The 19,512-nt window shown below is 70.6% G+C and carries 18 protein-coding genes and 1 other RNA gene; 9 read left to right on the forward strand and 10 right to left on the reverse strand.

What is annotated here, in order from left to right:
• The first annotated feature begins 48 nt into the window (after nt 1-48).
• Nucleotides 49-1,137: an AMP-binding protein gene (locus IE247_RS06705; RefSeq protein WP_190121942.1), complete on the forward strand. Its 1,089-nt coding sequence runs from the start codon at nt 49-51 to the stop codon at nt 1,135-1,137.
• Nucleotides 1,137-2,528, forward strand: a complete 1,392-nt coding sequence (locus IE247_RS06710; RefSeq protein ID WP_190121943.1) for an aldehyde dehydrogenase family protein — start codon at nt 1,137-1,139, stop codon at nt 2,526-2,528. The genes IE247_RS06705 and IE247_RS06710 overlap by 1 nt, the downstream gene beginning before the upstream one ends.
• Nucleotides 2,529-2,712: 184 nt before the next feature.
• Here the strand turns inward: IE247_RS06710 and IE247_RS06715 are convergent, their stop codons facing one another.
• Entirely contained in the window at nt 2,713-3,723 is a 1,011-nt protein-coding gene (locus IE247_RS06715; RefSeq protein WP_190121944.1) for a DUF4928 family protein, read from the reverse strand.
• Nucleotides 3,724-3,828: 105 nt separating this feature from the next.
• The gene (locus tag IE247_RS06720) at nt 3,829-5,067 is read right to left on the reverse strand and encodes a DNA cytosine methyltransferase (RefSeq protein ID WP_229868723.1); all 1,239 of its coding nucleotides are present in this window, start codon (nt 5,065-5,067) and stop codon (nt 3,829-3,831) included.
• Nucleotides 5,068-5,150: 83 nt separating this feature from the next.
• Here IE247_RS06720 and IE247_RS06725 point away from each other — a divergent pair, with 83 nt between their 5' ends.
• Nucleotides 5,151-5,648: a very short patch repair endonuclease gene (locus tag IE247_RS06725; protein WP_308433197.1), complete on the forward strand. Its 498-nt coding sequence runs from the start codon at nt 5,151-5,153 to the stop codon at nt 5,646-5,648.
• Nucleotides 5,649-5,940: 292 nt separating this feature from the next.
• Here the strand turns inward: IE247_RS06725 and IE247_RS06730 are convergent, their stop codons facing one another.
• From IE247_RS06730 to rnpB, 4 genes are all read right to left on the reverse strand, one after another.
• The gene (locus IE247_RS06730; protein ID WP_190121947.1) at nt 5,941-7,824 is read right to left on the reverse strand and encodes a DEAD/DEAH box helicase; all 1,884 of its coding nucleotides are present in this window, start codon (nt 7,822-7,824) and stop codon (nt 5,941-5,943) included.
• The gene (locus IE247_RS06735; RefSeq protein WP_190121948.1) at nt 7,821-9,044 is read right to left on the reverse strand and encodes a ParB N-terminal domain-containing protein; all 1,224 of its coding nucleotides are present in this window, start codon (nt 9,042-9,044) and stop codon (nt 7,821-7,823) included. The genes IE247_RS06730 and IE247_RS06735 overlap by 4 nt, the downstream gene beginning before the upstream one ends.
• Nucleotides 9,045-9,137: 93 nt before the next feature.
• A complete protein-coding gene (locus IE247_RS06740; RefSeq protein WP_190121949.1) occupies nt 9,138-9,914 on the reverse strand; it encodes a hypothetical protein in 777 nt (258 codons plus the stop codon).
• Nucleotides 9,915-10,168: 254 nt separating this feature from the next.
• Nucleotides 10,169-10,579, reverse strand: an RNA gene (rnpB, locus tag IE247_RS06745) — RNase P RNA component class A.
• A gap of 77 nt (nt 10,580-10,656) precedes the next feature.
• On the opposite strand from rnpB, the gene IE247_RS06750 reads away from it, so the two are divergent.
• Together IE247_RS06750 and IE247_RS06755 are read left to right on the forward strand one after the other, a co-directional pair.
• Complete coding sequence (locus IE247_RS06750) at nt 10,657-11,472, forward strand: MerR family transcriptional regulator (RefSeq protein WP_190121950.1); 816 nt, start codon at nt 10,657-10,659, stop codon at nt 11,470-11,472.
• Nucleotides 11,469-12,299 (forward strand): hypothetical protein, encoded by an 831-nt coding sequence (locus IE247_RS06755; protein ID WP_190121951.1) that lies wholly within the window; start codon nt 11,469-11,471, stop codon nt 12,297-12,299. Before IE247_RS06750 ends, IE247_RS06755 begins: the two co-directional genes overlap by 4 nt.
• A 38-nt stretch (nt 12,300-12,337) precedes the next feature.
• Here IE247_RS06755 and IE247_RS06760 read toward each other — a convergent pair whose 3' ends face one another.
• Nucleotides 12,338-13,789 carry an RNB domain-containing ribonuclease gene (locus tag IE247_RS06760; RefSeq protein ID WP_190121952.1) on the reverse strand — a complete coding sequence of 484 codons (1,452 nt, stop codon included), beginning with the start codon at nt 13,787-13,789 and terminating at the stop codon, nt 12,338-12,340.
• Between the two features lie 193 nt (nt 13,790-13,982).
• Between IE247_RS06760 and IE247_RS06765 the strand changes: the two genes are divergently transcribed.
• From IE247_RS06765 to IE247_RS06780, 4 genes are all read left to right on the forward strand, one after another.
• Nucleotides 13,983-14,276, forward strand: a complete 294-nt coding sequence (locus tag IE247_RS06765) for a hypothetical protein (protein WP_190121953.1) — start codon at nt 13,983-13,985, stop codon at nt 14,274-14,276.
• A 101-nt stretch (nt 14,277-14,377) separates the two neighbouring features.
• Complete coding sequence (yaaA, locus tag IE247_RS06770) at nt 14,378-15,178, forward strand: peroxide stress protein YaaA (protein WP_190121954.1); 801 nt, start codon at nt 14,378-14,380, stop codon at nt 15,176-15,178.
• Nucleotides 15,179-15,240: 62 nt separating this feature from the next.
• Complete coding sequence (locus IE247_RS06775; RefSeq protein WP_190121955.1) at nt 15,241-15,861, forward strand: bifunctional 4-hydroxy-2-oxoglutarate aldolase/2-dehydro-3-deoxy-phosphogluconate aldolase; 621 nt, start codon at nt 15,241-15,243, stop codon at nt 15,859-15,861.
• A 36-nt stretch (nt 15,862-15,897) separates the two neighbouring features.
• A complete protein-coding gene (locus tag IE247_RS06780; RefSeq protein ID WP_229868725.1) occupies nt 15,898-16,383 on the forward strand; it encodes an NUDIX domain-containing protein in 486 nt (161 codons plus the stop codon).
• Nucleotides 16,384-16,414: 31 nt separating this feature from the next.
• On the opposite strand, the gene IE247_RS06785 is transcribed toward IE247_RS06780, so the two are convergent.
• Genes IE247_RS06785 through IE247_RS06795 form a run of 3 tightly spaced genes read right to left on the reverse strand, consistent with a single transcriptional unit; the run spans nt 16,415 to nt 19,262 of the window.
• Nucleotides 16,415-17,683, reverse strand: a complete 1,269-nt coding sequence (locus tag IE247_RS06785) for a bifunctional RNase H/acid phosphatase (protein ID WP_190121956.1) — start codon at nt 17,681-17,683, stop codon at nt 16,415-16,417.
• Entirely contained in the window at nt 17,683-18,426 is a 744-nt protein-coding gene (locus tag IE247_RS06790) for a zinc ribbon domain-containing protein (protein ID WP_190122118.1), read from the reverse strand. The genes IE247_RS06785 and IE247_RS06790 overlap by 1 nt, the downstream gene beginning before the upstream one ends.
• Nucleotides 18,423-19,262 carry a Nif3-like dinuclear metal center hexameric protein gene (locus IE247_RS06795; RefSeq protein ID WP_190121957.1) on the reverse strand — a complete coding sequence of 280 codons (840 nt, stop codon included), beginning with the start codon at nt 19,260-19,262 and terminating at the stop codon, nt 18,423-18,425. The genes IE247_RS06790 and IE247_RS06795 overlap by 4 nt, the downstream gene beginning before the upstream one ends.
• Nucleotides 19,263-19,512 lie beyond the last annotated feature (250 nt).

Here is a 19,512-nt window from a genome sequence, read left to right on the forward strand (position 1 = left end):
CGGCAGAACCGGCCGAACCCAGCACCTCAAGACGGAGAAGCAGAGCCCATGACACGTTCCATCCTCGACATCGAAGACTCCGCCACGGCGACCACGGCGATCGACCCCGAGGAGTTCCTGCGCGCCGCGCTGCGCTGGCACTTCTCGGAGGAGACCGGTTCCCCGCTGTGGCTGGCCCTCGCCAAGGAACTCGACTTCGATCCGCTGACCGACATCCGCACCTTCGCGGACCTCGGAAGATTCCCCGACATAGCCGCGGAGCTGCGCGACCGGCCCGTAGAGGACCTGATCCCCAGGGGACTGGCGGACGAGCCGCCACCCTCCGTCTTCGAGACCGGCGGCACCACCGGGTCCCCCAAGCGCCTCCTCTACACCGAACGCTGGGTGAAACGGGCCCTCGGCTGGAAGACGGCCGAACTCCAGGAGGCGGGTTTCCCCGTGGGCCGGCCCTGGCTGGTGGCGATGCCGTCGGGCCCGCACGCCTTCGGACACACCACCCGTCTCCAGGCCAAGGCCCTGCGGTCCGTCCTCCACACCGTGGACCTCGACCCGCGCTGGGTGAAGAAGCTGATCGCGGCGGGCCAGAGCCCCGCCCCGTATCTCGCTCATCTGATCGACCAGTTCGGCCACATCATCCGCTCGCAGGACATCGCCGCCATCACCACCACACCGCCGATCTTCTCCGAACTCCTCCTCCACGAGGAGCTGGCGGAACGGCTGCGCGGATCGCTCAAGTACCTGGCCTTCGCCGGGGCGCACCTCGACGAGGACACGTACGACCTCATCGCCCAGACCCTGCCGGACACCGTGATCCAGAACATCTACGGCAGCACGATGATCCTCACCACCGCGAAGCCGCGCGCCGCCACCGAGGCGTCGGCCACCGTCTACGACGGCTACTCGCCGTTCGTCAGCTTCGCCGTCGTGGACCCCGAGACCCGGGAGCCCGTGGAGTTCGGCGAGCGGGGGCAGGTGCGGATGACCCATGTGAGCAGCGGGATGTTCATCCCCAACAACTTCGAGAGGGACTCCGCGATCCGGGTGCCCGCTCCCGAAGGGGCCGTCGGCGACTCCCTCAGCTCGCCCGCGCCGCTCGCCGCGTTCGACGGCGAGCCCGTCATCGAGGGGGTGTACTGATGAGCACCGGCCCCTCCCCCTCCGGGGAGCTGCTCGCGCTGCCGCTGCTCACCCACCGGGGCACGCACAGCACCCGCGCCCGGGAGATCGTGCACGGCGTCGACGGCCGCCCTCTCGCCTCCCTCTCCCTCAGCCCCGATCTGCTCATCTCACAGAGCGTCCTCGCCCAGGGGCGCGCCTCTCCCCTCGCTCCCGAGGAACGCGCCCAGCGCCTCCTGGAGGCGTCCCGGCGATTCCTGGAGGACGACCTCGGCGGGATCTCCTTCGCCCGGCACCTCACCCATGTCAACCAGGTCTCCGGGCACAACGCGCCGCTCACCGAGCAGCTGAGCCGCGCGGTCGCCGCCGCGATCGCCGAAGCGCCCGCCCGTGCCGACCGCGCCAGGCCCAACGGCTCACTCCGCTCCTGGGAGGAGGCCGCCGAAGGCGGCGGCAGCGGCGTCTGGACCCGGCGCGGCGAGACCCTCGCCGCCGTCCTCTCCGGCAACGCCCCCACCATCCAGAGCGGCTGGCTCCAGGCCCTCGCCCTCGGCTACCGCGTCGCGGTGCGCCCCTCGCGCCGCGAACCCTTCACCGCCCACCGGGTCGTCCTCGCGCTCCGCGCCGCCGGTTTCCCCGACACCAGCGTCACCTGCCTCCCCACCACCCATGAGGGGGCCTCGACCCTGCTGCGCCGCGCCGACCTGGGCTTCGTCTACGGAGGGGAGGACGTCGCCGCCAAATACGGCGCCTCCCCCACCATCAAGGTCGGCGGCCCCGGCCGCTCCAAGACCCTTGTCGCCCACGACCGTCTCACCCCCGAGACCCTCGACTCCATCGCCCACTCGGTCACCGCCCTCTCCGGCTCCGCCTGCGTCAACACCACCGCCGTCCTCGTCGAGGGCGACCACGAACGCTTCGCCCACGACCTCGCCGCCCTCCTCCGCGAACGCGCCGCCGACCGCCAGACCACCGACCACCACCTCGGCCCCCGCGTACCCTCCCGGTCCGCCGACACCCTCATCGGCCATCTGGAGCGCACCGCCTCCCACGCCCGCCCCGCGATCCCCCTCGAAGAGATCGCCACCCCCCACCCGGACGGCGGCGTCGTCCTCGGCCCCGCCGTCTTCACCCTCACCGATCCGCATGACAGGCTCATGGCAACCGAGCTGCCCTTCCCCTGCGTCTGGGTCGCCCCCTGGACCAAGGCCGACGGCATCGCCCCCCTGCGCGACTCCCTCGTCATCAACGCGATCACCCGGGACGCGGACCTCATCAACACGCTCCTGCACGACCCGAGCGTGAAGAATGTGCACGTCAACGCGCCGACCGTGCACAGCGACGGGAATCTTCCGCACGAGGACTACACGGGGGACTTCCTGATGCGGAACAAGGCGGTGGTGTCCTTCTGAGGGCCCCGCGCACCGGGCCCTGAGCGACTTGAACCCGGCCCCGCCGTGTGATGGCGGCGGGGGCGGGTTCTCGGGTTCACGCCCGGCGCACGGCCCGAGACAGCACAGGTCTCTCCGTCCTTGACCGCCGCAATGAAGGCTGCGAAGGCAGGCGCGGGTCAGAGCCCCCGGACGACTGGGTTAATCAGAGGTTCTCGGGTATCTGGATCTTCAGGGACTTGTCGGCCTCAGCCTGGTCGATGCGGAAGTTGTACTCGGTGAGCAGTCGGCGCATGCCGTCGCGGACGGCGGCTTTGCCGAAACTCGCCATCTCTTCGATGTTGGTGCCCACGAAGTCCTCAATGGACTGAATGGCGACCCGGTCCGCCATCCCGAGATCCTGGGCAATCTGCGTGGCACCCACGACACGGTTGTCGGGGACAAGGACCCAGGGTCGGTAACCATGGCGCAGGTTGTGGGCGCAGCGCTCCTTGAAGACCTTCTCACCAGGAGACATGGTGACGTGGATCGCAGTGTCGCCGATCTGATAGTCACCCGCGCGGCCGGTCTGCACATCGGCGGTGGTGTAGCTCTCGATGTTGACGTCTTCACCCGGGAAACGAAGAGCCAGCTTGGCACCGACAAGATGCTGGACGATGGCGCCCGCCGTATTGCCGCCACGCTGACGGCCGGCTTCGATGAGCGCTGCCACGGATGTCCGTACCGGGTTATCGGGGTTTATTTCGGCCTCAATCCGCTTGCGGCCGAAATGGTCCTCCTGCACGCGGCCCACAAACCATGCCTGCAGGAGGGAGGCGAGGACGGCGCGCTCGGCAGCAGAGCAGTCGTCGACGCCCGCTTCGGGGCCCTGTTCGTTGAGAAGCGCGGCAATGGCACGGGCATGGCTGATCGTCGCCCGTGAAGTGCGTCCGCCTTCTCTCGTGAACGAGCGGGTTTCGCCGTGCTGAGCGAGAAGCTTATGCGCCTGCGAACCGCCTGCGGTCTTCACCTGCGAAGGCGCTAGATAGTGCTCCGGCTCAAGCGGGTAGTGCTCGGCGAAGAACTCCGTCACGTACAAGCCCGCGCACATGACGTTGGTATTCACCCTGCCATTGGCGTCGCGCAGGCCCTCATACCAGGTTCGCAGGGCGTCAGTGAGGACTCCGGCGGCTTCTTCGATTCCGGTCGTGACAGCTTCGGGCTGCGGGGCGACCATATGTTCCTCCTGGCGTACGGGGACAGCTGCGGCGTATACGCGGGCATGGGGGTGCTGGATCGATCATCATGGACATGGTCCGGGCGGCCTACGGCCCTAGCGGGCTCAGTACGAGCGCAGCGCGTCCGCGTGACGAGGGTCAGGGACCTGGCAGCCCGCGAGCGAGCCGACGAGCAGCGGCTGCAGGTAGTGCTTGGCCAGCCAGGAGACGGCGTCGACGCAGACAGCATCACCGAACCCCATGATCGACTGATTGCGTTTGGCGGGGAGCACGTACTCGTCGGCGCCCATGAGCTTGGCGTACTCCCGCGCGGTCATCCAGCGGACGCGCAACGGCTCGCCCTTGCGCATGCGTACGACGGCTTGCTTGGACGAGCCGCCTCGTGCGGTGCGCAGGCAGCCGGCCACGTCGTCGGCGCGGATCTCCCAGGCTGGGGTGCCGTTGCGGGTTCGCCGGTACGCGGTGCGGTACGAGACCTCGGGTTCCTGACTCAGCTCCTCCACACGACCGCGGTTGATCTCGGAGAGCTGTGCGGAGAACTTGGCCACGCGGCCGCCGTCCCACCACTCCACGTCCGGGTCCTCGTCCCCGTCCACCAGGTCCGTCCAGCCACTTCCCCGCAGCGCGGGGGGTTCGGGCAGGAGGGTGCGGTGCGTGTCAAGGGTCGCGTCGTCGAGGACTCCGTCCAGCCAGGACGGGCGAAGAGCGGTGTTGGGCAGCCCGTCGGAGACAGGTTTCGGCAGAGTGCTGGCGATCACGAACAGACGCGGCCTGGACTGCGGTACAAAACGGCGTGCATCCAGCGTCACGACGTCCACCCAGTAGCCGAGACTGTTCAAGGATTCGACGGCTGCTTTCAGGTCGGCGCCCTTGTGGCTGGTGGCGAAGCCGTTCACATTCTCGATCGCGATCATCGGGGGCACCACGCCGTCGCGGTCCCCCATCGCCTTGACGACCTTGATGAAGTCCCAGAAGGTGCTCGAGTGCTCGCCCGCGAGTCCCGAGCGTCCACCCGCCAGCGACAGGTCCGTGCAGGGGAAGGAGGCCCAGGCAAGCTGGACCGGGCCGGGAGCCGAGGGAGAGCCGATGTCGCCCGCGATCTCCCGCACGTCACGCAGTACGTAGTGGCCCTCCTCGTCCCGGAAGTGGCCCGTGTACATCTCCTGCTTCTGCGGGTCGAGGTCATTGGCCCAGGTGACCTCGAAATCGACTCCCGCCCGCTCCAGACCGAGACGGGCCAGCCCGATCCCGGCGAAGAACTCGGCCACCTGGAGCCGCGCCGTAGGAGCCGGGGCAGCGGCGGAGGCGGTGGCCTCGGAGACGGGGAAGAGGGTCGCAGTCACCCGGCTGATGTTACGGGAGAGGACCGACCGCAAAGGGGAGAGCCTGGAGGCAGGAGCCCCTGGAGTGCGTCTACGGTATGTCCATGGTTGCGAGTGCCGGGTCCGCGCGGGGAACAGCTCCGGAGAATTCGGACGGCGAGAGCGGACGGAAGAGATCAGCGGCATCGTGGGCTTCTTCGGATGCCTCCCGAGCGAGCATGCGCGCGAACCGGAGCCGGGACACCGGGCCGGAGCTGGCTCTGCGGCGCGCCGTGCACGGGCGCGGTATGCGGTACCGGGTCGCGACCCGCCCGATCAAAGAGCTGCGGCGTACCGCAGACCTGGTCTTCACTCGCGCCAAGGTCGCCGTATTCCTGGACGGCTGCTTCTGGCACGGCTGCCCCGAGCACCACACCGTCGCCGTCCGCAATGGCGCCTACTGGGCCGCGAAGGTCGAGCGGAACCGAGCCCGGGACACGGATACGGACCAGCGGCTGACAGAAGCGGGCTGGGTGGTCGTGCGCGTCTGGGAGCATGAGGACCCCATCGAGGCCGCAGCCCGTGTGGAGGCCGCCGTGACCGAGGCGCGGCGCGCGGACTGAAGCAGCCGACGAACCGACCGGCCGACAACAGCACACCCTGCTGCCGGAGCGGAGTGAGGCAGCTCACCCTGCTCGGAAAGCGTCCCTCGGAATCACCCAGTGAGAACCGCCTCGCCCGGCGCCATCGACCCCGCCAGGACAGTCGTCGCGGACAGCCCGGTGTGCACCCGACAGCAAGGCGGAGCCATGGCAGCGGAAGGCGCCAAGAAGCATACGCTCCGCACATCGCGGGCCGCCGCCCCGCCGAGCGCCAGGTACAGAACCGGATACCGCGCCGTGGCTGGGAGGATCGTCATCGCCGCCGGGCCAGCGCACTGATCAGCGCCGTCTCATCGTCGCCCAGCACCGGCGAGACGGCCTCGTTGACATCGGGCTCGGGGAGCGCCGCCGCGACGAGACCCGGGTCGTTCATCAGCTGGGACAGCACGACGACCTTTTCACGGAGTCGGCCCTCCACCGTCTCGTCAATGGTGCCCTGGCTCAGCAGCAGGGTGAAGCGGGTCTCCACGTCGTCGCTCAGACCCAGCCTGTGAATGCGGTCCTGGCTCTGGAGGTAGTGCCCCGCGTTGAAGGTGCGGTCGAGGTAGACGGCATGGTGGCACCAGTGGTGCAGGCTGACGCCTTCGCCGCAGGCGGCGGGGTTCGCCAGGAGAACCGTGCAGTCGGGGTCATTGCGGAACCGGTCGAACTCTGCGTCACGGGTGAGCGCCCCGGGGGCAGCACCGTCCGCCGGAGGGACCCCGCCGTGGACGATCGCGGGCTGAAAATCGATGAGGAGATCGCCGAGAAGTTTCAGGTTCCGTACGAACGTCGACCAGACCAGTACTTTCTCGTTACGGGCTGCGGCGTCCCGCACGATCTGCTGGATTCTGCGGTACTTCCACGGCACCTCGTACTCGGCGTACTGCTGCAACAGCAGGCTGAGCGGCTCGTCTCCGCGCAGCTCGAACGGCGGATGGGTGAACTCGGCCTGATCGTGCTCATCGGAGCCTACGACGAGGAGCGAGGGGTTCGTGGCGGCTTCAAGCAGATACATCATGATCCGGCCGAGTCTGCCGAAGCGTCGCCGGTCCTTCGTGCCGAGAGTGAACTCGCCCCGATAGGTGCCCTCCAGTGCCTCGTAAACGGCCTTCTGAACCTGCCCCATGGGCTGGAGTTCGACCGTGAACTTGGTGGGCGGCAGCCCCAGACGTGACTTGGGCGTCCGCACGAAATAGCGGCTGACCGCCTGACTGGTCTCAGCCACTACATCCGGATCGCGCCCGTCCCGTTCCGAGTAAGCGCGCCGGGGGAGGATCTTGTGGTCCTGCCCGGGGTAGAGAAACCGGACCGGGGCCACCAGGTCGTACGCCCCTTGTGGGGCTGGGGTTCCGGTCAGGACGTCCCGGCGCCGGGCCGCGTAGGCGAGGTCGAGCACGGCGCGGCCGTGCACTCCGTGCTCGCCCTTCTTGATCCGGTGAGCCTCGTCGAGCACCATCTGCGTGGGCCGTCGGTCGATGTACTCGCGTATACGGTCATAGTCGGCCGCCACACGGTTGTAGTTGGTCAGAAGGATCTCAAGGTCGTCGCGAATGAGCGTCCGGGGGCCACCATGGACGGCCAGCGTCGGCACCGGGTTCAGGCACGCGGCGGAGTCCTCCTTCCATGCCTGGAACGCCGCGATGGGGGCGATCACCAGAAGCTGCTCGACCTGCCCCCGGGCGCGGCCGAGTGCGAAGCCCGCAAGCGCCACCGTCGTCTTTCCCGCGCCGGGCACCGAGAAGTCAGCGCCGTGGGGCAGACGGAGAAGTCTGGCGAGGTTCTCCAGTTGAAAAAGCCTGAGCGATCTACGGAAACCGGCTGCGGAGAGTTCTTCCGCCAGATCACCGCCCTCGGCCTCCGGGGTATCCGTCAGGACGCTCTCCCGAGTGCGGCGGTCCTCGGTCAGCGTACGGAGTTGCCGAGTGAGCGCTTCTCCGAAGTCGAAGGGCTGGCGAAACTTCCTGCGCATGGCTGCGACAGCCTCCAGCTCGGCGAGGAAGACATCGACGCGCGCCTCAATCACATCGTGCGCGCCTCCGACGATGCCGCGCGCGAGCACCGCCTGAAGTCGCGCCCACGCACCGGCACTCGCTCCCGGCCCTCGCCGCAGCACGACGACCGGCCGCTCACGTCGCTCCAGCTCCGCAGAGATCACCGGCTCTCCCGGATCTCCGCCAGCGCCTTCTCAAGTCGACGGATCTGCTCCTGAAAAGCCGCCTCGCTCCAGTCTCCATGGGTCCGCGCCTTGGGCAGCAGACCGGGAATGCGCTGAAGCTCGGCCATGGCTTTCTCGGCTCGCTTCAAGGGCGCTTCCACAGCATCCTGCTCACGGCTCCGTTCGTCGGCCTCGTGCGCCGCCGCAGCGACGACATTCGCAAGGCTGCCGATGACCTGCTCCATATCGACGCGAGTGCCGTCCGGCAGTTCGACGACCTCTTCGCGGCGCTGGGTCGCGACGAGGTCGAGAAGATCCGAGAACGGCGAATCCGGTGCCTCCTCCCCCAGGAACTCGCTCAGCACATCGGTCGGGTCAAAGGCGGTCCGCGGGCCACGCGCCGCTTCGAGAACCCCTTGGAGCGTCGGCTCGCTCGTCAGTTCCCGCTCCACGAGCTGAGCGGCGTCGTCGCGCCGCAGATGGCGCAGCTGACGATAGTTGACCCCCGAGAGAATGCCCGCGAAGTAGACGCTCTTGATGCTTTCCCCTTCCAGGGCGGGCCTACTGCGGAGATGCTTGGCAAGCTCCTCGAAAGCCGACTCATTGTCGGTGAAGTCGAGGTGCAGCCTTGTGCCCTGGGACTGATCCACCAGCTGATGCACCAGCAGCAGTTTCTCGTGCTGCGTTTGAACATGGCCGACTTGGCGGTGCATCTGAGCAGCGACGTGGTCCCAGTTCCTGCCGGACAGTTGGTACAACTCCTCGATCATCAGGGCCTCGTTGATCCACGAGTAGTCTTCCCTGAAATCGTGGGCCACCTGAAGCTCTGCCTCAAGGAACAGAATCTCCTCGGCCGTGGCGTCCTTCGGCAGCACGAAGCAACGCACGTACGCGAAGTTACGGTTGCCCTCCCGCAGAAGCAGGCGGAGTGCGGCCGTACGCCGGTTGCCGTTGATCAGCACACCGTCCGCCGTCACGATCGCCGGCTCCTGCTGGCCACGCTCCAGCAGATCGTCCTTGAGGTCGCCGAACCGCTGCTGGCCGGTCAGAATGGCGAACTGCGCTTCCTGCGCCTCGCTGCCCAAGGGGTCGGCCGTGAACAGATCGGTCCGTCCTCGCTTCCGTACCTCCCGCAGCTGCTCCGCCTTGGTCCGGTGGTTCAGAGTGGAGAAACGAACCCACTCGGTCTCCAGTTCAACCAGGCTGAGGTCCTTGTCCATCCGTGGCCATGCCTGAACCGGACTGCTACCGACCCTGGACCTCGCGTCCAGGAATGCGCTGCGGTCGGGGTCGAGACTCTGAAAGCTCACGGGTCAGCTCCTGTACTTGGTGACTTGCGCGGGGCCGAACCGCGAGACGATGACACTGTGGTCTTCCCGGCCACGCCGCTGGAACCCCACATGCCCGATGAACGAGGGGGCCTGGGCCGCCGAGATCCCGAACGCACTGAGCAGAAGCGCCGGGAAGCGCCGGGGCGTTCCACCGTCCCAGTTCCACTCTGTCGCACCCTGATCGCGGTCCGGCATGACGTAGACGCACGGCGGCGGAACGATGACCCCGCCCAGATCGACGGAGTACCCCTGCTTCGGGCAGCGGCGCTCCGGGCCGCCGCAAAGTTCGTTGTGGAAGATGACACCGTCGAGGGTGTCGGGGAGATCGCCGAAGAAACGCTGCCGGAGGCGGTTCACTCCCTTGGCGACATGTTCGCCGGGCTGGTATTTCATGCTGTCGCAGAGCCACCACAGATACGTCTCGTCGGCCCAGTCGGGCACGGACCAGCGGACGCTGCTGTGCGCACCGTCGGGGCACCCCTTCTGGATGATCGCGACATCTCCGACGCCCTGAACCGTCAGGCGGTAAACGGTGTCGCTACCGTGTCTCGGCGTCTGCAAGCGGCTGACGATCCCTCTGTTCACCAGCCCTTGGAGAAGAGCGGTGAGGAAAGCCTTGCGGTCGGCGACACCGGCGCTCTTGCTGCCCCGGATCCTCTCGATGGCGCCCGGGAGCGCCGCTACGAACTCATCCTGCGACAGACCATGGCGCGTCAGCACCTCGGTCTGACCGCCGAGATTCCGAATCAGCTGGGCCACAGCGTCGACGACATGCTCTGGAGGAGCCCCTTCGTGCCTACACGGTGCCGCACTCTGGGCATGCATGCCCGATCCCCCCTCTGCGCCCCGGCTCAAACCCCGTCGGCATGGCCGACAGGAACCACCGCTATGCCACGGAGAACAGCATCCCGGGTACACAGAAATCATACGTGCCGCTGATAGACCTCTGCCTCTGTCTTCACACCGTCGCAGACGACCGCGCCCCGGCCGGGGCCGAGGCGGGTGTTAGGGGGCAGACGAGTCGGGCTGTACGCCGGGTTCTGTGCCCCGGGACCTCGCGGTCGTCGGGGCGACGGCCATCCATCTAGGACCGGTGTTGCCACCGGCCTCGTGCGGTCTACCCGCGGACTCGGGCGGGCAGCCCTCGAACGTCCGCGCAGGGCCGCCGGTTGGGGCGGCCCCTCTTGACCTTGCTCCGGGTGGGGTTTACCTAGCCGCCTGGGTCACCCCAGGCGCTGGTGGTCTCTTACACCACCGTTTCACCCTTACCGGGGTCCGTATGAATACGGTCCCCGGCGGTCTGTTTTCTGTGGCACTGTCCCGCGGGTCACCCCGGGTGGGCGTTACCCACCACCCTGCCGTGTGGAGCCCGGACGTTCCTCGGGGGGATCCGGAGATCCTCACGCGGCCGTCCGCCCGGCTCGTCTGCCGTGTGGACCATGCTACCCGGCGGGGGCGGGTGGGTTGACCTTGTCGCGACGTCATGGTTTCCACTGGGGGCATGAGGATCGGAGAGCTCGCCGCGCTGGCCGGCGTGACCACTCGTACCGTCCGGCACTACCACCGGCTGGGGGTGCTGCCCGAGCCGGGGCGGCTGGCCAATGGGTATCGCGAGTACGGGATCCGGCACGCGGTGGCGCTGGCGCGGGTGCGGAGGCTGACGGGGCTGGGGATGGGGCTGGCGGAGGTGAGGGAGGTGCTGGCGGACGAGGCGGGGGTGGAGCTGGTGGAGATTCTGGGGGAGCTGGACGCGGATCTGGCGCGGCAGGAGGCGGTGATCGCGGGGCGGAGGGCGCGGCTCGGGGAGCTGATGAGGCAGGCGCGGGAGGGGCGGCTGCCGGCCGAGGGGCCGGTGTCGCCGGAGCTGTACGGGCTGCTCGGGGCGGTGGGAGCCGGGGATTCCGGGGATTCCGGCGTGGCGGCGAAGGACCGGAGCCATCTGGCGCTGCTCGACACGGTGCTCGGGGAGGACGATCGGGAGCGGTTCTTCGGGGCGCTTCGGCCGTTCGCCGACGACGAGGCCCTCGCCGGGCGGGTGCACGGGTTGTACGAGCGGCTGGACGCGCTCGCGGACGCGGAGCCGGACGATCCCCGGGTGGGGCCGCTCGGGGACGAGCTGGCGGCGGTCGTGCCGGAGGAGCTGGTGCGGCTGATGGGCGAGCAGCGCCTTCCGCTCGGGGACTCCTTCGGGAAGGCGCTGCTCGCCGACTTCACGCCCGCCCAGGCCGCGACCGTCCGGCACATGGTCGCGAAAATCGCGGCCCGGGCTCGGGCCGGGGCTCGGGCCGGGGCCGGGAGAGACGAGGGGGCGGCGTGAGGGGCGGCGCTCGGATCGCGGTGTGGGGCGTACTGCTCGCGGAGATCTCGCTGCTCGTCGCGCTCGCCGCCGGGGCCCGGCCGCCGTACGGCGTGGTGCTCGCCGCCGAGGTGCTGGTCGTGGCCGCCGTCGGGTGGCGTGCCGCCGTGTTCGGCAGGCGGTACGCGGCCGAGCGGCGGGCCGGGGCCGGGAGGCGGGCGGCCTGGGCCGGGACGGTGCGGGCGCTGGTGCCGCTCGTGCCGCGGAGGCTGATCGCGCACGAGGTGCGGGCGGTGGGGAGCATCGGGCTGTGGGTGCTCGGGCGGCGGCACGGGGTGGGGCGGGGCGCGTACGCGGCCGGGTACACCGGGCCGCAGACGGCCGTGATGTGGTCGATGATCGGGGTGGCGCTGGTCGAGACGGTCGTGCTCGCCGTGGTGCTGCCGTGGCCGCTCGCGCACCGGGTGATGCTCGTCGTCGATGTGTACGGGGTGCTGATGGTGACGGGTCTGCACGCCGCCTGTGTCACCCGGCCCCATGTGGTGGAGCCGGACGGCTCGCTGCGGATCCGCTACGGCGCGCTGTTCGAGCTGCGCGTGGCGGCCGGGGAGATCACGGGCGTACGGGTGGACCGCAGGTTCCCGGTGGGAAAACTGGTGCAGGCGCGCGAGGACGGCTCGCTGGAGCTGATCGTCGGCGGGCAGACGACCGTGGCGGTGGAGCTGGCCGGGCCCCTGGCGTACACCCGGCCGCTGGGCGGGCGGGGGACCGCGCGCACCGTCCGCTTCCACGCGGACGATCCGCAGGCGCTGGTGGCGGCCGTGCGGCGGGCACAAGCACAGGCCTGAGCGAGAAGGGCTGAGCGAGAAAGGCTGAGCGAAGGGGCTCAGGCCGGGACGAAGAGGACCTTCGCCGTGCCCGGGGCGGCCCGGGCGAGGCGTACCCGGAGCCGCTCCCCCAGCGGGAGCGGGCGGGGGCTCTCCACCCGGCCCACCACCGCCGGGTCCTCCAGATGGACCATACCGACATGGACCGTGCCGGTGTCCGGCTCGCGCTCCCGGACGTCGATCACACAGCCGTCGAAGACCTCGCCGACCCGGCCCGAGAGCAGCGCGGCCTCCACCAGGTCCACGGACTCCCGCTCGACCGTGTTGGCTCGGCGGGAGCCGTCCGCCATCTCGCCGGGGAGGGCGTCGAGCGCGGCGAGCACCCACTCGGGCACGCCCTGCCCGGCGCGGGCCGCGAGACAGAGTTCGCCCGTGTAGCGGTCGATCAGCCGGCGCAGCGGCGCGGTGCAGTGGGTGTACTCGGCGGCGACCGCCGCGTGGATCGCCGGGGAGGGGACTTCGCCGCCGGTGAAGACCGTGTACCCCGCGCCGCGCAGCAGGGCCGTGCACTCCTGGAGGAAGGCCGCGTTCCGGGGGCGGCGCGGGTCGAGGGAGCGGATGAGGTCGGCGTACGAGACATGGTGCGGCCAGTCGATGCCCAGGGCCTTCGCCGAGCGGCGCAGCCGGGCGACCGCGCCGTCCGGGGCGGTGGGGAGGGTACGGAGGACTCCGGTGCCCGCGGTCGTCATGATCTCGGCGGCGGCCATGCCGGTGAGCAGGGAGATCTGGGCGTTCCAGCCGTCGGCGGGGCGGGGTGCGCGGTAGGAGAGGAGGTACGCGCCGTTCTCTTCGGTGATCTCCTGCTCGGGAACCTGGAGGGAGATCCCGCCGCGTTCCCTCTCCAGCGTCTCGCGCAGTGTTCCGATCTCCTTGAGCAGGGCGAGGGGCTCTTCGGCGGCGCCGGTGTCGATCAGCCGCTGGGCCGTCCCGTAGTCGAGCCGGGCGCGGCTGCGGACGAGTGCGCGGTGGACGTCGGCGGAGTGGGTGCGGCCCTCGGCGTCGAGGTCGAAGCGCCAGAGGAGGGCGGGGACCTGCTGTCCCGGGAGGAGGCTGGCGGCGGCCTCGGAGAGCGCCCGCGGGTGGAGCGGGATCTTCCCGTCCGGGAAGTAGAGGGTCTGTACGCGGCGGTGGGCCTCGGTGTCGAGCGCGCCGCCCGGGGTGACGAAGGCGGCGACGTCGGCGATGGCGTAGTGGACGCGGTAGCCGCTGCCGTGGCGGGCGAGATGCATGGCCTGGTCGAGGTCGGTGGAGCCCGGCGGGTCGATGGTGAAGAGCGGGACGCCGGTCGCGTCGGTCTCCGGGAGCCGTGGGGCGCGCGCCGCCTCCGCCGCCTCGGCGAGCGCCTCGGGCGGGAACTCCCCCGGGACGCCGAGCGCCTCGCGCACCTCGCGCAGCGCGGTGCGCAGCGGGGCCTCGGCTGCGCCGGTGGCGTGGATCAGGCGGCGGGGCATGGAACCGAGCGTAGGCCGCGCGGAGGGTGTCGGCATGCCGGGCGGCAAAGGCCCTGGGGGCGGCGGCGTCCAGGCGCGGCCCGGGCGGTCACCCGCACGGGCGACTGTGGGTACAGGGACGGCTACCCTACGTTGACCTTCGAGGGGGCCGGCCCGCTCGGGCGGCCCCGAGTCATCGATCGAAGGATTCCCCGTGCGACGTATCGCCTCCCTGCTCGGCTCCCTCGCGGCGGCCGTGGCGCTGACCGTCACCGTCCCGCACTCCGCCGCGTTCGCGGCGAATGGCGCGATCATGCTGAACGGCACGGTGCACCAGCAGCCCAGCGGCTGCTACCCCAGCGACCGGCGGCCGTTCCAGGTGAACAACCGGACGGATGAGATCGCTCTCGTCTTCGCGAGCCGGGACTGCTCGGGGCCGGTCCTCCAGGTGGTCGCGCAGGGCGAGCCGACCGTGTCCGAGCAGGGCAGGAGCCTGTACATCCCCTGATGGCGGCCGGGTGGGGCCGGGTGGGCCGCGTACCCTGGCGCGGGGTGGTTTTTCCCCCGGTGACCCGGGTTGCCCGGGTGGAACGTGTGAGGAGAGGGTCCGTGCTCGTACTTTTGCCGCCGTCGGAGGGCAAGGCCGCTTCGGGGCGCGGGGCCCCGCTGAAGCCCGAGTCGCTGTCGCTGCCCGGGCTGGCCGAGGCGCGCGCGGCCGTGCTGGACGAGCTGGTGGAGCTGTGCGCCGCCGACGAGGAGAAGGCGCGGACGGTCCTCGGGCTGAGCGAGGGGCTGCGCGGCGAGATCGCGAAGAATGTCGAGCTGCGGACGGCGGGCACCCGGCCGGCCGGGGAGATCTATACGGGCGTGCTGTACGACGCGCTGGGGCTCTCGACCCTGGAGCCGGACGCCCGGCGGCGCGCGCGGTCCTCGCTGCTGGTCTTCTCGGGGCTGTGGGGCGCGGTGCGGGTGGGCGACCGGATTCCCTCGTACCGCTGCTCGATGGGGGTGCGGCTGCCGGGGCTCGGCGCGCTGGGGGCGCACTGGCGGAAGCCGATGGAGTCGGCGATTCCGGAGGCCGCCGGGCGGGGGATGGTGCTGGATCTGCGGTCCTCGGCCTATGCGGCGGCGTGGAAGCCGAAGGGCGCGCTCGCCGGGCGGACGGCGACGGTGCGGGTGCTGCACGCGCAGTTGGTCGACGGGGTGGAGAAGCGCTCGGTGGTGAGCCACTTCAACAAGGCGACCAAGGGCCGGATCGTACGGGATCTGCTGATCTCGGGCGCGAGGCCGAAGGGTCCCGGTGAGCTGGTGGAGACGCTGCGGGAGCTGGGTCATGTGGTGGAGGCGCAGGCTCCGGCGCGGTCGGGGCAGCCGTGGGCGCTCGATGTCGTGGTGAGTCAGATCCACTGAGCCTGTTGCGCGGTGTGCAACGTGCGTTGCGTATCGCGCGGGTGCCACGGCAGGATGAGCGCATGACCTCCGTGCTGGATCTCGCGCCCGTCGTTCCCGTCGTCGTCATCGAGGACGCCAAGGACGCCGTACCGCTCGCGCGTGCCCTCGTCGCGGGCGGGCTGCCCGCCATTGAAGTGACGCTGCGGACGCCCGCCGCCCTCGACGCCATCCGTGCCATCGCGGCCGAGGTGCCGGACGCGGTCGTCGGCGCGGGCACCGTGATCTCCGAGGCGAATGTGGACGCGGCCGTCAAGGCCGGGGCCACGTTCCTGGTGAGCCCCGGGTGGACGGACCGGCTGCTGGACGCGATGCGGGCCTCGGGCCAGGCGCTGCTGCCCGGAGTCTCGACCACTTCCGAGGTCGTCGCGCTGCTGGAGCGCGGGGTGAGCGAGATGAAGTTCTTCCCCGCCGAGGCGGCCGGCGGCACCGCCTACCTCAAGTCCCTCTCGGGACCGCTCCCCCAGGCCCGCTTCTGCCCCACCGGCGGCATCTCGCTCGCCTCCGCCCCCTCCTATCTGGCACTGCCCAACGTCGGCTGCGTCGGCGGCACCTGGATGCTCCCCGCCGACGCGCTCGCCGCGAAGGACTGGGCCCGCGTGGAGTCGCTGGCCGCGCAGGCCGCCGCCCTGCGTACGAGCTGACAGTTCGTTTTGTGGGTGTGAAGGCTGAGGCGTGAGGTGAAGCGCGTACCCCGGCGGGCCGCGCGGATCGCGGTACTGGATCCGGCCGGTGCCGTCTTTATGTTCCGGTACGACAACGAGGAGGTCGGCGTCCACTGGGCGCTGCCCGGCGGTGGTCTGGAACCGGGCGAGGATCCACTGCGGGGTGCCGTGCGCGAGCTGCGCGAGGAGACGGGCTGGACCGATGTGGAACCCGGTCCGGCGCTCTGCCGGTGGGAGCACGACTTCACCCGGGCCGGGGTGCCGGTCCGGCAGCGCGAGGTCATTCACCTCGGGTACGGGCCCCGGCGCGACCCGGTCGGGGATCTCACCGACGCGCACGCCGAGGACGCGATCCTGCGCTGGCGCTGGTGGTCGCCGGCCGAGCTGTCCGCCGCCGCGGAGGCGCTGTGGCCCCCGCGGCTGGCGGAACTGCTGGACGGCGTACGGCGGGACGGGCCGCCGCGGACCCCGGTGGAGCTGGGCTTCGTCCCGAACCGGTGAACCGACCAGGCGGCTCAGGCGGCTCAGGTGATCAGCCGCGCAGGTGCGAGGTGTCGTTGAGCAGCCGTACGGACGCGTTGCCGTCGGAGTAGTACGCCACCGCCGAGAGGGAGGCGGCCGACAGCTCCATCCGGAACAGGGACTCGGGCGGTGCTCCGAGGGCCAGGCGCACCAGGGTCTTGATGGGCGTGACATGCGTGACGAGGAGGACCGTACGGCCTGCGGAGCGGGCGGCGATCCGGTCGCGGGCCGAGGCCACGCGGCGGGCGACGGTGGCGAAGTTCTCGCCGCCGCCGGTGGGCGCGGCCTTGGACGAGCCGAGCCAGGCGGCGAGATCGTCGGCGTACCGCTCCTGGACCTCGGCGAAGGTCAGCCCCTCCCAGGCTCCGAAGTCGGTCTCGCGCAGCCCCTCCTCGACGCGGACGTCGAGGTTCAGCCGGGCGGCGACCGCTTCGGCCGTCTCGCGGCAGCGCTTGAGGGGGGAGCTGACGATCTCCTGGACGGTGCCGCGCGCGGCGAGGGCCGCGGCCACGGCCTCGGCCTGACGGCGGCCGGCCGGGGAGAGCGAGGGGTCGCCGCCGCCGCTGCCGGAGAAGCGCTTCTCGGGGGTGAGGGCGGTCTCGCCGTGCCGGAGCAGGACGAAGGTCGCGGGCGCGCCGAGATCGGCGGAGGCTCCCCAGCCGACGGAGGGGGCGGCCGTGAGCGTACCGGCGGTGGACCCGGATCCGTTCTGGCCTGCGGAAGCCACGGCCGCCGGTGCTGAAGCCGCCGATCCGGCGAGGGCCGCGCGGGCCTTCGCCGCGCCCGCGCTCGCGTCGCCGACGATCCGGGCCGCCGCCTCGTCGCGGGCGGAGAACTCCGCCGTGGAGCGGGCGGGCTCCCACTGCTTGCCCCGCTTGCCCGCGTCCATCGCCTCATTGGCGAGCCGGTCCGCGTGCTTGTTCTTCTCGCGCGGGATCCACTCGTAGGTGACGGACGACGGAGGGTGGACCTTCGCCGCCTGCGCCGCGAGCGGCTTCATGTCCGGGTGCTTGATCTTCCAGCGCCCGGACATCTGCTCGACCACCAGCTTGGAGTCCATGCGGACATGGACCCTGGCCTCGGGGTCGAGCGCGTGCGCGGCCTTCAGGCCCGCGACCAGGCCCTTGTACTCGGCGACATTGTTCGTGGCGACGCCGATGAACTCCGCCGCCTCGGCGAGCGTCTCGCCCGTGGCGGCGTCGATCACCACCGCGCCGTAGCCCGCCGGGCCCGGGTTGCCCCGGGAGCCGCCGTCCGCCTCGACGACGAACTTCCGCATCAGATGCCGGACTCGGAGGTACGGATGAGGATGCGGTGGCAGTTCTCGCAGCGGAGGACGGCGTCGGCGGACGCGGCGCGCACGTCGTTCAGCTCGGTGATGTTCAGCTCCAGGCGGCAGCCCTCGCAGCGGCGCTGGTAGAGACGGGCCGCGCCGACGCCGCCCTGCTGGACGCGGAGCTTCTCGTACAGCTTGAGGAAATCGGCGGGGATGACGGCGGCGACGGCCTCGCGGTCCTTGGTCACCGACGCGGACTCGGCGTCCAGCCCCGCCTGCGCCTCGTCCCGGCGGGCGGTGGCGTCGTCGGTCTTGGCCTGGACGGCCGTGACACGGGCGGTCAGCTCGCCGACGCGCTCCTGGACGGACTCGCGGCGCTCCATCACGTCGAGGACGATGTCCTCCAGGTCGCCCTGGCGCTTGGCCAGCGAGACGATCTCGCGCTGGAGGCTCTCCAGGTCCTTGGGGGAGGCGACCGCGCCGGAGTCCAGACGCTGCTGGTCGCGCACGGCGCGCTGGCGCACCTGGTCGACGTCCTGCTCCGCCTTGGTCTGCTCGCGGGCGGTGTCGCTCTCCTCCGTCTGCGCCGCTACCAGCAGGTCGCGGAGCTGGACGAGGTCTTTGGTGAGCGATTCGATCTCGGCGTGCTCGGGGAGCGACTTGCGCTTGTGGGCGAGCTGCGACAGGCGTACATCGAGGGCCTGGACTTCGAGGAGTCGGATCTGGTCGGCGGGCGCGGCGTTCAGTTGGGGGCTCCAGGAGAAGAGAATCGGGATGACCAGGGATCGGTGACCGTGCGCGAGACATGGACCCGCAGGTTCCAGCCCTGCCGGTCGGAGATTTCGTCGAGCTGGGCGGCCGCCAGCTCGCACCAGGGCCACTCGGTGGCCCAGTGCGCGGCGTCCACCAGCCCGAGCGGTGAACGCTGGGTGGCTTCGGACACGGGGTGATGGCGCAGATCGGCGGTGAGGAAGGCGTCCACTCCGGCGGCGCGTACGGCGTCGAAGAGGCTGTCGCCGGAGCCGCCGCTGACCGCGACCGTACGCACGAGGGCGTCCGGGTCGCCCGCGAGGCGGACGCCCTGCGCGGTGGCGGGCAGCCGCTCGGCCGCCCGCCGGGCGAACTCCCCGAGGGTCTCGGGGTGGTCCAGCTCACAGATCCGGCCGAGGCCGCGACGGCCGGCCGGATCGCTCGCGTCCGGGATCAGGGGGCGCACGACGCGGAGGTCGAGCGCGCCCGCGAGGGCGTCGGAGACGCCGGGGTCGGCACTGTCGGCGTTGGTGTGGGCGACATGGAGCGCGATGTCGTTCTTGATGAGGGTGTGCACGACACGGCCCTTGAAATGACCGGCCGCGACCGTCGTCGTACCCCGGAGATAGAGGGGGTGGTGGGTGATGATCAGCTGGGCGCCCAGCTCGACCGCCTCGTCCGCGATCTCCTGAACCGGGTCGACCGCGAGCAGCACACGCAGGACCTCGGCGTCGGGGTCGCCGCAGACCGTGCCGACGGCATCCCACTGCTCGGCCCGCTCGGGGGGCCAGAGTGCGTCGAGGGCGGCGATGACTTCAGACAGACGGGGCACGCAAACAGGTTACCCGCGCCACGCGGGGGCGGGGCCCGGGCGGGGGCCCGGACCTGGGGAACCGCCACGGCCCCCGGGACCGGCAGCGACCTTTCGGCCACCTTGGCCGAGGGCTGTCGTACCCGTACCGCAGTACGTACAAGCACAACCGCCTCTCCAGCACAGCGGAATCACGATCCGACCACCCTTATGTGTGAACAGGCCGGTCTGGTGTTGTTCGGCAGGAAGTGCGAAACCTAACTTCGTCACT

The organism is Streptomyces inusitatus, assembly GCF_014651115.1.
GTDB lineage: Bacteria > Actinomycetota > Actinomycetes > Streptomycetales > Streptomycetaceae > Streptomyces > Streptomyces amakusaensis.